The following is a 14981-nucleotide window of genomic DNA, read 5'->3' as shown; positions in this document are numbered from 1 at the left end:
GAAGCAGACATGGCATAATTCGCACATTCGTTCAATAGGCGAACAAATCCAAATCCGGGAGACGCCGCCATGATGAGCCAGGAAGCGAACGATCTGATCACCCGCACCGGCCGCAAGGACCCGTGCGGCAAGCTGATGCGGAGTTACTGGCAGCCGGCGGCGCTGGTGGATGAATTGGACGGGCCGCGCCCGGTTCGGCCGGTGCGGCTGCTCGGCGAAAACCTGGTGCTGTTCCGCGGCGAGGACGGGAGCTACGGGCTGATCGATCGCCACTGCGCGCATCGCGGCGCCGATCTCGCCTTCGGCCGGCTCGAGAATGGCGGGCTGCGCTGCGCCTTCCACGGCTGGCTGTTCGACACATCAGGCCAGTGCATCGAGACGCCGGCGGAGCCGGCCGGCTCGCAGCTCTGCAAGGGCATCAGGCAGCGCTCCTATCCCGTGGTCGAGAAGAGCGGCATCCTGTGGGCCTGGCTCGGCGAAGGCGCCCCGCCCGCCTTTCCCGAACTCGACTGCTTCGTCGCGCCCGGCAGCCATACGTTTGCGTTCAAGGGCCACATGAACTGCAACTGGCTGCAGGCGCTCGAGGTCGGCATCGATCCGGCGCACGCTTCCTTCCTGCATCGCTTCTTCGAGGACGAGGACACGGCGGCGGCCTACGGCAAGCAATTCCGCGGCGCCTCGGCCGGCAGCGACATGCCGATGACCAAGATCCTGCGCGAATATGACCGGCCGATCATCAATGTCGAGCATACCGAATATGGGCTGCGCCTGATCGCGCTGCGCGAGCTCGACGCGGAGCGCACCCATGTGCGCGTCACCAACCAGCTGTTCCCGCACGGCTTCGTCATCCCGATGTCGACCGAGATGACGATCACGCAGTGGCACGTGCCGGTCGACGACGAGAACTGCTACTGGTATGCGATCTTCACCAGCTACGCGGCGCCGGTCGACAAGCAGAAGATGCGCGATCAGCGGCTCGAGCTCTATACGCTGCCGGACTACAAGTCGCGCAAGAACAAGACCAACGATTACGGCTTCGATCCGCACGAGCAGGCGACCGAGACCTATACCGGCATGGGCACCGATATCAACGTCCACGACCAGTGGGCGGTGGAATCGATGGGACCGATCCAGGACCGCACCAACGAGCATCTCGGCCAGAGCGACAAGGCGATCGTGCAGTACCGCCGCCTGCTGCGGCAGGAGATCGAGAAGGTTTCCGGCGGCGAGAAGCCGATGCTGTTCCTCGACGACGCCTCCGCGCGCAGCATCCAGGGCCCGGCCACGATGGACGGCATCGGGCCGACCCAGGGCTGGGAGCTCTACTGGATGGAGGTCGACGTCAAGCGCCGCCGCGGCGCGCCATGGGCAGCCCCGGTGCCGCGCGAGATCGCGGGCAAGGTGCATCATCTGACGGCGGCGGAGTGATGTTGGCTTCAGTGCCGCAGCGCCGTACCCTTCACCTCGCCCCGCTTGCGGGGAGAGGTCGGATCGCATCGCAAGATGCGATCCGGGTGAGGGGGTACAGATCTATCGATCCATTCCATCGGCGGAGAGAGCCCCTCACCCCGACCCTCTCCCCGCAAGAGCGGGGCGAGGGAGAAGCAAAGGAGTGACGCGGTGAGCTTCGTCGAGCGTCATGGCCTCTGGTCGGATGAGCAGAAGGAGGCCGCACAACGCCTCCGCCGCATCGTCGAGGAGAAGAACCTCGAAGTCATCCGCCTGTCGTTTCCCGACCAGCACGGCATCCTGCGCGGCAAGACGCTGATCGCCAGCGAGGCGGTGCGCTCGCTGAAGGGCGGCTGCTCCATCACCACGACGATGCTCGCCAAGGACACCTCGCACAAGACGGTGTTTCCGGTGTTCACCGCAGGCGGCGGTTTTGGCATGAAGGAGATGGAGGGCGCGGCCGACGTGCTGATGGTCGCCGATCCCACCACGTTCCGCGTGCTGCCCTGGGCCGAGAATACCGGCTGGCTGCTCTGCGACCTCCATTTCAGCGATGGCCGGCCGGTGCCGTTCGCGACCCGCAACCTCTATCGCAAGGTGCTCGATCAGCTCGGAAGCCGCGGCTACGATTTCGTCGCCGGTCTCGAGGTCGAATTCCATCTGTTCAAGCTCGACGACGCTCATATGGCGCCGGAGGATGCCGGCCAGCCCGGACGGCCGCCGTCGGTCAGCCTGCTGTCGCACGGCTATCAATACCTCACCGAGCAGCGCTACGACCTGATGGAGCCGGCGCTCGAGATCATCCGCCGCGACATCATCGCGCTCGACCTGCCGTTGCGCTCGGTCGAGGTCGAGTTCGGCCCGAGCCAGTGCGAATTCACCTTCGCGCCGACTGTCGGGCTCGCGCCGGCCGACACCATGGTGCTGTTTCGTTCGGCCGTGAAACAGATCGCGCGCCGCCACGGCTATCACGCGACCTTCATGTGCCGGCCGAAGCTGCCGAACGTGTTCGCGAGCGGCTGGCACCTGCACCAGTCGCTGGTGTCGCGCGCCGATGGCGAGAACGTCTTCATGGCGAACGAGACCGGCGAGCCGCTCAGCGCACTCGGCCGCGCCTGGCTGGCGGGCCTGATCGAGCACGCGCGCGCTTCGACCGTGTTCACGACGCCGACCATCAACGGCTACAAGCGCTACCGTTCCTATTCGCTGGCGCCGGACCGCGCGATCTGGGGCCGCGACAACCGCGGCGTGATGATCCGCGTGCTCGGCGGCGCAAATGATCCGGCGACCCGGCTGGAGAACCGGATCGGCGAACCCGCCGCCAATCCCTATCTCTACATGGCAAGCCAGATCCTCTCCGGCCTCGACGGCGTCGACCGCAAGCTCGACCCCGGCCCGTCGGCCGACACGCCCTATGAAACCAAGGCTGCGCTGCTGCCGAAGTCGCTGCGCGAGGCGGTGTTCGCGCTCAACGACGATCCGTTCTTCCGCGAGGCGCTGGGGCCGGAGTTCGTGGACTACTACGTCTTCATCAAGAACGCGGAGATCGAGCGCTTCCAGGCCGAGGTGTCGGACTGGGAGCACCGCGAATATTTCGAGATGTTCTGACGTGCTCTAGAATTTCGCGAGATGAGCCGCGACGGCCGCTTCGTTCCATTCCAGACCGACACCGGGCGTGTCGGGAATATGCAAAAGACCATCCTTGATTTCATAGGGCCGTTCGAGAATCGGATCGGCCCAGTCCTGCCATTCCAACCAGTGAGCGGTCTCCGTTGCGCGCATGACGTGGGCGGCGACTTCCGGATAAAGATGCGTTGAGATGGGGATGCCCGCCGCGCCGGCGATCGCAGCCGCGCGCATCCAGCCCGTCACCCCGCCGATGCGCATGAAATCCGGCATCACCAGGTCGCAAGCCTTTTTCGCGATCGCCTTGTGCATCTCCCTCGGACCATAGAAGTTCTCGCCGATCTGGATCGGCGTCTTCAGCTCCGCCGCCAGTTGGGCGTGCCCGTCAAGATTGTCGTAAAGCACAGGCTCTTCGATCCAGTCGAGGCCGTGGTCATCGATCATGTGGCATCGGTCGATGGCTTCGGCGAGATTGAGCCCCTGGTTGTAGTCCACCATCAGATGCATGCGATCCCCGACGGCTTTTCGAACGGCGTCGAGGGTCGCCAGATCCTCGCGCGGATCGCTCCTGCCGAGGCGCAGTTTCAGGGCTGAGAAACCTCCTTCGTCCCGCAATTCCAAAGCTTCGGCGGCGACGGCGGCCGGCTCCTTCAGCCAAAGGCCGTTACTGTTGTAGGATCTCACGGCGCCGACCGTCGCCCCCAGCAGCACGCACAGCGGCTTGTTTGCCGCTTTCGCCAACGCGTCCCACGCGGCCATGTCGAGGCCCGACGCGGCGATCATCGACATTCCCTCGTAGCCGACGAAGTGAAGCGATTTGCGCGCCGCCTCGAACAACTCGACAGGCGCCACGCTCCGACCTTTGAGCAATTCGCCGAGATCATGCAACGCCGGAACCAGATATCGCATCGATTTCACGACGTAAGGCTCGAGATAGCCGCGCCCGACAATGCCCTCCTCCGTCACCAGATCGATGAGGACGAGCGGCCACTCCGATATCGTGACAATGCGCGCGACCACCGGCCGCTTCAGCTTGAGCACCACCGGACGAGCTCTGATTTCTCTGAGCGTCAATGAGTCGGGCATGATGATCTGCCTTCGCAGCTCGAGGGAGGAAGCCGACTACAACGGGCTGAAAAAGTCGCGGATGCCATTCCAATTGGTTTTTCAACCGATGTAAATTCACTACCCGGTATATTTAAGAGGGTGACTGCATGGCGCGATCTGCAGAACCGACCCGGCGGCGCATCCTTGCTGCCGCATACGTCCTGTTTCGCCAGCGCGGATACAGCCGCGTCAGCATGGACGAAATCGCATCGACGACGAGGGTGACGAAGCGCACCCTCTACAATCACTTTCAAAGCAAGGATCAGCTGCTGGCCTTCGTGCTCGAAGCCCAGAACGAACTGGCCTTGGCCGCGTTCGCGACCTTTGGCGACAAGCTGTCCGGCTCGCCGGCGGCGATCATCGATGGCCTGTTCCGCGACCTTGCGGTCTGGGCGGACAGGCCGCGATGGGCCGGCTCGGGATTCACCAGGCTGGTCATCGAGCTGGCCGATCTTCCGGGCCATCCTGCACGTGCGATTGCGCGCCGGCACAAGGCCTTGCTCGAAACCCATCTTGGCGACTTGCTGAAGCGGGCCGGTGTCCGCGAAGCTCACCGCCGTGCGCGCGAGATCTGGTTACTCTCCGAGGGCGCGATCTCCTTGATGCTGGTGCATGGCGACCGAGCTTATGCTGCGGCGGCAGCCGACGCAGCCAAGCGCTTGCTGCGGACCTCTTCGCGGCAAGGCGGGCGTTAGCTAGATCCCGAGATACTTGTGCTGCAGGTCCGGCTCGGCGATCAGCTGCTCGCTGGTGCCGCTCCACACCGTCTTGCCGCGCTCGATGATGTAGTGGCGGTCGGCGATGCGGGCGAGGTTTCCGACGTTCTTGTCGATCACCAGCACCGACTGTCCGCGTCCCTTCAGCATCGACAGGCAGCTCCAGATCTCGTCGCGGATCAGGGGTGCAAGGCCTTCGGTCGCCTCGTCGAGGATCAGCAGCTTGGGATTGGTCATCAGCGCGCGGCCGATCGCGAGCATCTGCTGCTCGCCGCCGGACAGCGTGACGCCCATATTGTTCGTGCGTTCGGCGAGCCGCGGAAACAGCGCATGGATCTTGTCGATCGTCCAGGGATCGGAGGCGCCAAGGCGATTGCCTGACGCTGCGACGAGATTTTCGCGCACCGTCAGGTTGGGGAAGATCTGGCGGCCTTCGGGCACCAGGCCGATGCCGAGCTTTGCGATCTTGTAGGACGGCAGGCCGCGCACCGCCTCGCCGGCGAAACGGATGGCGCCTGATCGCGCCGGCGTCAGCCCCATGATCGAGCGGATCGTCGTGGTCTTGCCCATGCCGTTGCGGCCCATCAGCGCGACCATCTCGCCCGACTTGATCTTGAGCGACAAGCCGAACAGCACCTGGCTCAGCCCGTAGCAGGTCTCGATGCCATCCACTTCGAGCAGGGTTTCAGTCATCTTGGTCTCAGCCATGGCGCGTCACCGCATGCTGTTCGCCGAGATAGGCCCGCTTGACCTCTTCGTGCTTGCGGATCGCGTCCGGCACGTCGCAGGCGATGACGCGGCCATAAACCAGGACCGTGATGCGGTCGGCCAGCGCGAACACCGCCTCCATGTCGTGTTCGACCAGGACGATGGTGACTTCCTTCCGCAGCTCCTTCAGCATCGCGACCATCCGCGCCGATTCGGTGACGCCGAGCCCGGCCATCGGCTCGTCCAGCAGCAACAGCTGCGGCCTGGTGGCGAGCGCGACCGCGAGCTCGAGCTCGCGCTGCTCGCCATGGCTCAATTGCGACACCACGATATCGGCGCGCCTGCCGAGGCCGACGCGTTCGAGCGCCGCGCGTGCGGACTCGCGCAGATGCCGCTCCTTGCGCGCATTGCCCCAGAAGCGGAACGAGTGGCCGTCATGCGCCTGCGCCGCCAGCGCGACATTGTCGATCGCGGAAAAATCCTTCAGCAGCGAGGTGATCTGGAACGAGCGTGCCAGCCCGAGCCGGCTGCGCTTGTAGGACGGCAGGTTCGTCACGTCGCGGCCGGCGAAGCGGATGGTGCCGGAGTTCGGCATCACCTGCCCGGTGAGCTGGCTGATCAGCGTCGTCTTGCCGGCGCCGTTCGGGCCGATGATGGCGTGCAATTCGCCTGGCACCACCTCCATCGAGAGGTTGTCGGTCGCGGTGATGCCGCCGAAGCGGCGGACCAGATTGTCGACGCGCAGCAGCGGATTTGGCAGGGGCTCAACCACGGCGCATCCTCCCGAGCAGGCCCATGATGCCGCCGCGCGCGAACAGCACGATCAGGAGCAGCACCGGGCCCAGGATCAGCCCCGAATATTCGGTGAACTGCGACAGCAGCTCCTCGAGCAGGAGATAGACGATCGTGCCGATGACGGGACCGAACAGCGAGCCCATGCCGCCGAGGATTACCATCACCATGAGATCGCCGGAGCGGGTCCAGTACATCACCGCCGGGCTGACGAAATCGGTGTTGTTGGCAAGCAGCGCGCCGGCCAGGCCGCAGATCGTGCCCGATATCACGAAGCAGACCAGGCGGTAGCGGTTGGCATGGAAGCCGATCGCCTGCATGCGCTGCTCGTTGGAGCGGACGCCCTGCACCACGAGACCGAACCGCGAATTGACGATGCGCCAGATCAGATAGAGGCCGCCGAACAGGCAGGCCAGGCAGAGGTAATAGAACTGGTTGCGATCCGACAGGTTGATCAGACCAGCGAAATCGCTGCGCTTGTAGACGGTAAGCCCGTCGTCGCCCCCGTAGCGCGACAGCGCGGAGGCGATGTAGTAGGCCATCTGCGCAAAGGCCAGCGTGATCATGATGAAATAGACGCCGCGGGTGCGCAGTGAGAGGGCGCCGATCAGCAGCGCAAACAGCGCCGAGACGGCGAGCGCCACCGGCCACTGAATGAAGCCGGAACCGATGCCCTCGGCGGCGAGGATGCCGACGGCGTAGCCGCCGATGCCGAGATAGGCGGCGTGGCCAAAGCTCATCATGCCGCCATAGCCCATGATCAGATTGAGGCTCGCGGCGGCGAGCGCGAAGATCACGATCCGGGTGAACAGCGTGAGGATGAAGATGTTGCCCGTGACCGCCGAATAGAGCGGCAGCAGCATCAGGGCGGCACACATTAGCGCCGCGACCGCATTGGAGACGTTGAGCTTTCCCGTCATCGTCTGGCCGCCGGGAACAGCCCCTCGGGCCGCAGCACAAGAATGATGGCCATCAGGAGGTAGATCAGCATCGAGGACAGCGCCGGCGCCGCGGTGGACGCCGCCGCTCCGCTCAGCACCTTGCGCAGCAGGTCGGGCAGGAAGGCGCGGCCCATCGTGTCGATGATGCCGACGAAGATCGCGGCCATGAACGCGCCGCGGATCGAGCCGATGCCGCCGATCACGATGATGACGAAGGCCAGGATCAGGATGTTCTCGCCCATGCCGATCTGCACGGTGAGGATCGGCGCCTGCATCAGCCCGGCGAGGCCGGCGAGCGCCGCGCCAAGGCCGAACACCAGCGTGAACAGCAGCTTGATGTTGATGCCGAGCGCCCCGATCATCTCGCGGTTGGAGGCGCCGGCGCGGATCAGCATGCCGATGCGGGTGCGCATCACGACGAGATAGAGCATTGCTGCGACCGCCAGCGCGACCACGATGATCATGAGGCGGTAGGCCGGATAGTAGACGCCGGGAATGATCTGCACCGGCACGGTGAGCCAGGCCGGCAGCGGCAGCGCGAGGCCCGCCGGGCCCCAGATCAGCCGGACGGCGTCGTTGAAGAACAGGATCAGGCCGAACGTCGCCAGCACCTGGTCGAGATGGTCGCGGCCATAGAGATGCCTGAGCGCGACATATTCCAGCGCGATGCCGAGCAACAGCGTGGCGCCCAGCGCCATCAGCGCGCCGAGCACGAAGCTGCCGGTCCAGGCCACGAAGGTCGCCGCGAAATAGGCGCCCATCATGTAGAGCGAGCCGTGCGCCAGATTAACGAAGTCCATGATGCCGAACACCAGCGTCAGCCCGGCCGCCAGCAGGAACAGCAGGAGGCCGAATTGCAGGCCGTTCAGCAGTTGTTCGACGACGAGATACATGGATCCTTCATACATCGGGCTGAAACAAAACAGCGGCAGCGCGCATGCGCCGCCGCTTATACGGCTTGTTGTTCTCCCTCGCCCCGCTCTTGCGGGGAGAGGGTCGGGGTGAGGGGCTCTTTCCGCGAATCGAGCTCGTGGAAAGAACCCCTCACCCGATTGCTGCGCAATCGACCTCTCCCCGCAAGAGCGGGGCGAGGTGACTTTAAATCACTTCATCGGACACTTGTCGTGGAAGCGATCCTGGTCGTCCTTGACGATGGTCGCGACCGTCTTCAGCGACAGCTGGCCCTCGGCGTCCTTGACCACGTCCTGCAGATAGAAGTTCTGGATCGGAATGTGGTTGTTGCCGTACTTGAACGGTCCGCGCACCGATTTGAAGTTCACCTTCTCCATCTCGGCCTTCATCGCGTCCTTCTTCGTCAGGTCGCCCTTCACCGCGACCACGGCGCTGTTGATGAGGTTGGCAGCGTCGTAGGACTGTGCGCCGTAGAAGGTCGGCCGCAGGCCCGGGTACTTCTTGCGGTAGTCGGCGACGAACTTCTTGTTCTCCTCGTTGGGCAGGTCGTTGACCCATTGCTGCGCGCCGGGAACGCCGAGCGCATTGTCCTTCTGCAACGGCAGCGACAATTCGTCGATGGTGAACGCGGTATAGAGCGGGATCTGCTGCTTGATGCCGGCCTGCGCGTACTGGTTCAGGAACTGCACGCCGGCCGCGCCCGGATAGAACACGAAGATCGACTCGGCCTTGGAGTTCTTCGCCTTGGTGAGCTCGGCGGAGAAGTCGAGCTGGCTCGGCCACACCGTATATTCCTCGCCGACGACCTGGCCCTTGAACGTGCTCTTGACGCCGGCCAGCATGTCCTTGCCCGCGGCGTAGTTCGGGCCGATCAGGAACACCGACTTGACGCCCTTCTGGTTCATGTAGGTGCCGACCGCCTGCGGGGTCTGGTCGTTCTGCCAGGAGGTCGAGAACACGTAAGGCGAGCACAGTTCGCCGGCGAGCTGCGACGGACCGGCATTGGCCGAGATCAGGAAGGTCTTGGAATCGACCGCGGTCTTCAGCGACGCCAGCAGCACGTTCGACCAGATGTAGCCGACGATGAAGTCGACCTTGTCGGACTGCACCAGCTTCTCGGTCTTCTGCTTGCCGACATCGGGCTTCTGCTGGTCGTCCTCGTAGATCACCTCGACCGGCTTGCCGTCGATCTTGCGGCCGAGATGGTCGAGCGCGAGCTCGAAGGAATTGCGCATGTCGTTGCCGATCACGGCGGTCGGACCGCTGAAGGTCGACACGAAGCCGATCTTGACGCTGTCAGCCGCCGTCGCGGGCTGCGCCAGCGCCAGAGCCGTGGCGCCTGCCAGCCAAAATGCCTTTTTCATATTCACTCCCCTCCTCAACCAAAGATCCCACGAGGCTCGATCACGAGGGCCCGGGGGTCACGCTTTGCGCGCGTCGTTCTGTGACGTATTTTGTGCGCGATATCGCAAGTCTGCAGCAAGCATGAACCGATGGCGCTGACTTAGAACCTTCGGCGCATACCTCAGCACCTTGCATCATAATTCGTCTAAATCGACCATGGCAAGAAATATAATGCCGGTTGCGTGGGCAACGATTGTCGCAGGCGGCGGCCTTCGGCAACGACCCACGCCCGCACTGCAGCAGGCTTTAACGATCCGGTAAAGCTCCCGGAAACCACAGGCCGGCAAGCGCCTGCGGGCTTCATGGTCCGGAAAGCATCCCTGGCCGACGCTGCCGCCAAAGGGGTGCGTCACATGCTGAATTACATCTTCGGCTTCAATGCCCGGATGGGCCGACTGGCTTTCTTCTTCTGCACCTTCGTCGTGGGCCTCGGCTTTATGATGCTGGTCTACGGCGTCACCGGCAACGCACCGGCGAGCGGCAGTATGGACGTGCTGCTGGCGCAGGCATCGAGCAACCCCGTGCTGGTCATTGCCTTCTACGGCATGCTCGTCATCTGCTTCATGCTGCAATCGATGCGGGTGCGCGACATGGGCTGGGATCCGGTCTGCGTGATGGCGGCATGGGTCGCCCTCATGGTGCTCGACAGGGCCGTTGCCGGACGATTCCCCGAATATGCGCTGACCTATCAGCACACAGCGACGGTGGTCGGCGCGGCCGTCAATGGCGTGATGAACCTGGTCCTGCTGTTCTGGCCGGGCGGCGGCCGTGTCGATGAAGCGTCGTCCTTGCCGCGCGAGAGCGGCAGCGATGGCATGTTTGAACGAAACAGCGCGCCGGCCGCAGCCGGCAGCCGCGTGGCGCGGATTGCCAGCGGCGAATTCGGCGGCAAGACGCGGTAGCGGCTCCATCCCCGTTGTCGTCCCTGCGAAAGCAGGGACCCATAACCGCAGGCTTAGATTGTCGAAGAGCGCTGGGGCCCCAGCGATCCAAGACGATTCCCATTCGTGGTTATGGGTCCCGGATCGCGCTTCGCTTGTCCGGGACGACACCGAGTTTGTGGCGTGGTCACTGCGCCAAGCGCTGATCGGCGGTCAGCCTTGATCCACCACCCATTCGGCGCCGTCGATCGCATAGGACGCGTGGCGGAAATCCCTGATCGTCGCGACCTTGTCGGCCGACCAGTCGAGCAGCATGAACGATCGCGGCGGCGCGTCCAGAGCGGTCGGATCGAACACCAGGATCGCGGGGCGTCCCTCGACCTGTCCGGTCACCAGGTGCCAGTCGTCGATCTTCGAATAATTGCCGAAGTAGCGCGACACCTCGGCCTTGCCGTTCAGCCGCGTCCGGTTGACGAGCTCGAGCCTGATGTCATCGGCGATCATGGCGCGGATGGCGTCGAAGTCGCGGGCGTTGAAATGGCTGACATAGGCGTTGAGCCTGATGCGATCGGCCGGCGACAGGCCGGGCCGCGGCGCGTCGTCCGGCTCGCTGGCAAATTCGCGCAATTGGGTGCGTCCACGGTGCAGCGCGGCCTTCACCGCCGGCAGGCTGAAATCCATGATGCCGCAGATCTCCTGCAGGGAGCAGCCGAGCACGTCCATCAGGATCACGCTGGAACGCTGCGCCACCGGCAGGCGCATGAAGGTGCGCAGGCTGGTCGCGGCGATCTCGCGGCGGTCCAAATCATCGAGCTCTCCGGCCATCATGTCCACCTCCTCCGGCGCACGGAGCGCTTCCTGGCGGTTGCGCCGCCTGAGGAAATCGAGCGCGGTGTTGTGCGCGATCCGGAACAGCCAGGCTTGCGGATTCTGGATCGGCGCGGCGGACCCGAAGGCTTCCACCGCCTTGATCAGCGCATCCTGCAGCACATCCTCGCCGTCGATGACCGATCCGACCATGCGGGCGCAGTAGCGATGCAGCCTTGGCCGCATCGCCGCCAAAAGCGCGTCGACGTCGGTCGCGGCCGGCGCTTGGTGTGGTGACGTCATGATGGCTCCGCCAGATCGGTGCACTGCCCGCCGGTTCACGGCTCATCCAGCATACGATAATTCCCGACAATCACCGCACTGCGAACCAGCGGCGGCTCGGCGCAACGATCGCGGATGCCGTCCTGGAAGGCCTGGAACGCGGCCAGTTTCGGGATCGGGCTCGAGCCGTCCTCGGCGGCGGTCTCGACCATGTGGATGAAGGTATCGTCCTCCAGCCGCAGGGTCAGATAGCGCACGCCGTCCGGCCTGGCCGCCTTCAGCTCGGCGAACACCGCCGACACCAACGCGGCATTCTTCTCCGCCATCTCCGGCTTCGCCTTGTACCTGATCAGGGTCCGTCTCATCGCAGCCTCCTTGGCCTGGTCCTGCGGCCTGAACCGGCCGCCTCAGACCCAAGGACGTTTGCAAGCCGCCAAAGGATGCGGTCCGGCAAAAATAAATTTAGGCCGCATCCTTTGCCCGTCCCGGTTCGTCCTGGCCTGCGAAGCGCGCCGCAACCTCACGGCGCGGCAATGGAGAACGACCATGCAGACCCCTCGAGAGCGCGCCGAACAGCGCTGGGTGCTCGGCCTCACGGCGCTGGCATCCTTCATGATGGCGCTGGACGCCATGATCATGACCACGGCCTTCGCGACCATCCGCGCCGATTTCGGAAGCACCGTGGAGACGCTGCAGTGGACCGTCAACGCCTTCAACCTGACCTTCGCGGTGCTGCTCCTGACCGGCGCGGCGCTCGGCGACCGGTTCGGGCGGCGCAGGATGTTCGCGGCCGGGATCGGCCTGTTCGTCGTGGCGTCCGCGGCCTGCGCGCTGGCCGGCAATGCCGCGGCCCTGATCGCCGCCCGCGCCCTGCAAGGCGCAGGCGCGGCACTGGTGATGCCGCTGGCGATGGCGATCCTGAGCGGCGCCTTCGGCCGCGAGGAGCGCGCCCGGGCGCTCGGCATTTTCAGCGGCATCACCGGATGCGCGCTGATCATCGGCCCCGCGATCGGCGGCTTCATCACCGAGCACCTCGGCTGGCGCTGGATCTTCTGGATCAATTTGCCGATCGGCCTGGTCGCGATCGCGCTCGTGATCGCCCGCCTGCGCGAAAGCTTTGGGCCGGCTGCGCCGCTCGACATTGCCGGCCTCACGCTGGTCGCGCTCGCGGCGCTGGCGCTGGTTTGGGGCCTGCTGCGCGGCAACGGCGTCGGCTGGGCCAGCGCGGAAGTGACGGGCGCGCTGATCGCCGGCGTCGCGCTGGCAGCGATGTTCGTGTTGTGGGAGCTGCGTGCGACAAGCCCGATGGTGCCGATGCGGCTGTTCGCGGTCAGGCCGTTTGCATCGGGCATGGCCGCAAGCGTGCTGTTCTACGCCGCGATGTATGGCGTGCTGTTCCTGCTGCCGCAGTTCCTGCAGATCGCGCTCGGCTTCGACGCCTTCGGCGCCGGGCTGCGTCTGCTGCCGTGGACGGCGACGCTGTTCGTCACCGCACCGATCGCCGGCGCAGCGGTCAACCGGTTCGGCGAGCGCACGCTGGTCGTCACCGGCCTCTTGATGCAGGCGATCGGGCTCGGATGGATCAGCGAGATCGTGAGCCCCGCAGTGCCCTATTCGGCGCTGGTCGCGCCGCTGGTGCTCGCCGGCGTCGGCGTGTCGATGGCGATGCCGGCCGCGCAGAACGCGGTGCTGGGCGCGGTCGCCGTCAGCGAGATGGGCAAGGCCTCTGGTATCTTCAACATGGGCCGCTTCCTCGGCGGCATGTTCGGCATCGCGGCGCTGGTGGCGAGTTTCTCCGCCAATGGCGCAGCCGATACATCCGGACATTTCACCAGCGGCTTTGCGTCGGCGATGAGCCTTGCCGCAACGCTGTCGTTCGCCGGCGCGGTCGCGGGACTGTTCCTGCCGATGCGGCGGCGGGCCGTCGCCGCGGCCGCACCGCAGGATGCGTGAGGCTTGCGGCGATTGAGTTTTGCTATCGGGCGATCGGGCATTTCGTGTTGGAATGAGGCAGCGAATGAATACATAATCAAACGACGAAGCCGTTCGAAACCGAGAGCGACATCAGATGACGCAAGCGCCGGCCAAACCTCATCGCGTGGTGATCGTCGGCGCTGGCTTCGGCGGCCTGGAAGCCGCCTTCGGTCTCGCAGGGGCGCCGGTCGAGATCACGCTGATCGACCGCCGCAACCACCATCTGTTCCAGCCGCTGCTCTATCAGGTCGCGACCGCTTCGCTTGCCACCAGCGAGATCGCCTGGCCGATCCGCTATCTCTTGCGCGACCGGCCCGACGTGACGACGCTGTTCGCCAATGTGTGCGGCGTCGACGCGGCGGCGAAACACGTCCAGCTCGACGACGGCGGCAGCATTCCCTACGACACGCTGGTCCTCGCCACCGGCGCCCGCCACGCCTATTTCGGCCATGACGAATGGGAGCCGTTCGCGCCGGGCCTGAAGACGCTGGAGGACGCGACGACGCTGCGGCGGCGCATCCTGGTCGCCTTCGAGCGCGCCGAGCGCGAGACCGATCCGGACAAGCGCGCGGCGCTGCTGACCTTCGTCATCATCGGCGCCGGGCCGACCGGCGTCGAGATGGCCGGCACCATCGCCGACCTCGCCAAAGACACGCTGCCGCAAGACTTCCGTCACATCGACACGCGCAAGGCACGCGTGGTGCTGATCGAGGCCGGCTCGCGCGTGCTGGCAGGATTTCCCGACGATCTCTCGGCCTATGCGCAGGCGTCGCTGGAAAAGCTCGGCGTCGAGGTGATGCTGGGCGAGCCGGTCACCGAATGCTCGGCCGACGGCGTGGTGTTCGGCGGCAAAAGGCTGGAGGCGCGCACCATCGTCTGGGCCGCCGGCGTGCGCGCCTCGCGCGCCGCCGAGTGGCTGAACGCGCCGGCCGATCGCGCGCATCGGCTGCGGGTCGAGCCGGATCTGACCGTGCCGGGCCATCCCGATGTCTTCGCCGTCGGCGACACCGTCACGATCAAGGACCCCGACGGCAATCCGGTGCCCGGCATCGCGCCGGCCGCCAAGCAGGAGGGGCGCTATGTCGCCGCGCTGATCAAGGCCCGGCTCGACGGCAAGACGCTGCCGCCATTCCGCTACAAGCATGCCGGCAGCCTCGCGCAGATCGGCAAGAAGAAGGCGGTGATCGATTTCGGCTGGCTCAAGCTGCGCGGCTCGCTGGCATGGTGGATCTGGGGCCTCGCCCACATCTACTTCCTGATCGGCGTGCGGCATCGGATTGCGGTGGCGATGAACTGGCTCTGGATCCACACCCGCGACCAGCGCGCTGCACGGCTGATCACGCAAGGCAGCAGCAAGGTCGCGCAGTAGGGACTCGGCACTG

At 65.2% G+C, this 14981-nt stretch carries 14 protein-coding genes; 6 read left to right on the top strand and 8 right to left on the bottom strand.

The features are described from left to right. The first annotated feature begins 69 nt into the window (after positions 1-69). Both QA639_RS04250 and QA639_RS04245 read left to right on the top strand, forming a co-directional pair. A complete protein-coding gene (locus QA639_RS04250; RefSeq protein ID WP_157348843.1) occupies positions 70-1428 on the top strand; it encodes an aromatic ring-hydroxylating dioxygenase subunit alpha in 1359 nt (452 codons plus the stop codon). A gap of 192 nt (positions 1429-1620) precedes the next feature. Continuing rightward, entirely contained in the window at positions 1621-3057 is a 1437-nt protein-coding gene (locus tag QA639_RS04245) for a glutamine synthetase family protein (protein WP_283089237.1), read from the top strand. Between the two features lie 6 nt (positions 3058-3063). On the opposite strand, the gene QA639_RS04240 is transcribed toward QA639_RS04245, so the two are convergent. Then, positions 3064-4161, bottom strand: coding sequence for an enolase C-terminal domain-like protein (locus QA639_RS04240; RefSeq protein WP_157348842.1), 1098 nt, complete (start codon positions 4159-4161; stop codon positions 3064-3066). Positions 4162-4289: 128 nt separating this feature from the next. On the opposite strand from QA639_RS04240, the gene QA639_RS04235 reads away from it, so the two are divergent. Beyond that, positions 4290-4877, top strand: coding sequence for a TetR/AcrR family transcriptional regulator (locus QA639_RS04235; RefSeq protein WP_028333772.1), 588 nt, complete (start codon positions 4290-4292; stop codon positions 4875-4877). On the opposite strand, the gene QA639_RS04230 is transcribed toward QA639_RS04235, so the two are convergent. From QA639_RS04230 to QA639_RS04210, 5 genes are all read right to left on the bottom strand, one after another. Continuing rightward, positions 4878-5606, bottom strand: a complete 729-nt coding sequence (locus QA639_RS04230; protein WP_038377393.1) for an ABC transporter ATP-binding protein — start codon at positions 5604-5606, stop codon at positions 4878-4880. It lies immediately after the preceding gene. Further along, on the bottom strand, positions 5599-6366 hold the full coding sequence (locus QA639_RS04225) for an ABC transporter ATP-binding protein (RefSeq protein ID WP_283090545.1): 768 nt from the start codon (positions 6364-6366) through the stop codon (positions 5599-5601). The genes QA639_RS04230 and QA639_RS04225 overlap by 8 nt, the downstream gene beginning before the upstream one ends. Positions 6367-6370: 4 nt before the next feature. Then, on the bottom strand, positions 6371-7318 hold the full coding sequence (locus tag QA639_RS04220) for a branched-chain amino acid ABC transporter permease (protein ID WP_028333775.1): 948 nt from the start codon (positions 7316-7318) through the stop codon (positions 6371-6373). After that, positions 7315-8232, bottom strand: a complete 918-nt coding sequence (locus QA639_RS04215; protein WP_028333776.1) for a branched-chain amino acid ABC transporter permease — start codon at positions 8230-8232, stop codon at positions 7315-7317. Before QA639_RS04215 ends, QA639_RS04220 begins: the two co-directional genes overlap by 4 nt. A gap of 210 nt (positions 8233-8442) precedes the next feature. Next, on the bottom strand, positions 8443-9615 hold the full coding sequence (locus QA639_RS04210) for an ABC transporter substrate-binding protein (RefSeq protein WP_157348841.1): 1173 nt from the start codon (positions 9613-9615) through the stop codon (positions 8443-8445). Between the two features lie 222 nt (positions 9616-9837). Between QA639_RS04210 and QA639_RS04205 the strand changes: the two genes are divergently transcribed. Continuing rightward, positions 9838-10557: a DUF805 domain-containing protein gene (locus tag QA639_RS04205; RefSeq protein ID WP_157348840.1), complete on the top strand. Its 720-nt coding sequence runs from the start codon at positions 9838-9840 to the stop codon at positions 10555-10557. A 192-nt stretch (positions 10558-10749) separates the two neighbouring features. Here QA639_RS04205 and QA639_RS04200 read toward each other — a convergent pair whose 3' ends face one another. After that, positions 10750-11646 carry a sigma-70 family RNA polymerase sigma factor gene (locus QA639_RS04200; RefSeq protein WP_157348839.1) on the bottom strand — a complete coding sequence of 299 codons (897 nt, stop codon included), beginning with the start codon at positions 11644-11646 and terminating at the stop codon, positions 10750-10752. Between the two features lie 35 nt (positions 11647-11681). Continuing rightward, positions 11682-11990: a hypothetical protein gene (locus tag QA639_RS04195; protein ID WP_028333780.1), complete on the bottom strand. Its 309-nt coding sequence runs from the start codon at positions 11988-11990 to the stop codon at positions 11682-11684. A gap of 181 nt (positions 11991-12171) precedes the next feature. On the opposite strand from QA639_RS04195, the gene QA639_RS04190 reads away from it, so the two are divergent. Together QA639_RS04190 and QA639_RS04185 are read left to right on the top strand one after the other, a co-directional pair. After that, positions 12172-13578: a DHA2 family efflux MFS transporter permease subunit gene (locus QA639_RS04190; protein ID WP_157348838.1), complete on the top strand. Its 1407-nt coding sequence runs from the start codon at positions 12172-12174 to the stop codon at positions 13576-13578. 115 nt (positions 13579-13693) lie between these two features. Continuing rightward, complete coding sequence (locus tag QA639_RS04185; protein WP_157348837.1) at positions 13694-14968, top strand: NAD(P)/FAD-dependent oxidoreductase; 1275 nt, start codon at positions 13694-13696, stop codon at positions 14966-14968. Positions 14969-14981: the final 13 nt, after the last annotated feature.

The organism is Bradyrhizobium pachyrhizi (genome assembly GCF_029714545.1).
Lineage (GTDB): Bacteria > Pseudomonadota > Alphaproteobacteria > Rhizobiales > Xanthobacteraceae > Bradyrhizobium > Bradyrhizobium pachyrhizi.
This window is presented reverse-complemented; position numbering and strand designations above follow the sequence as displayed.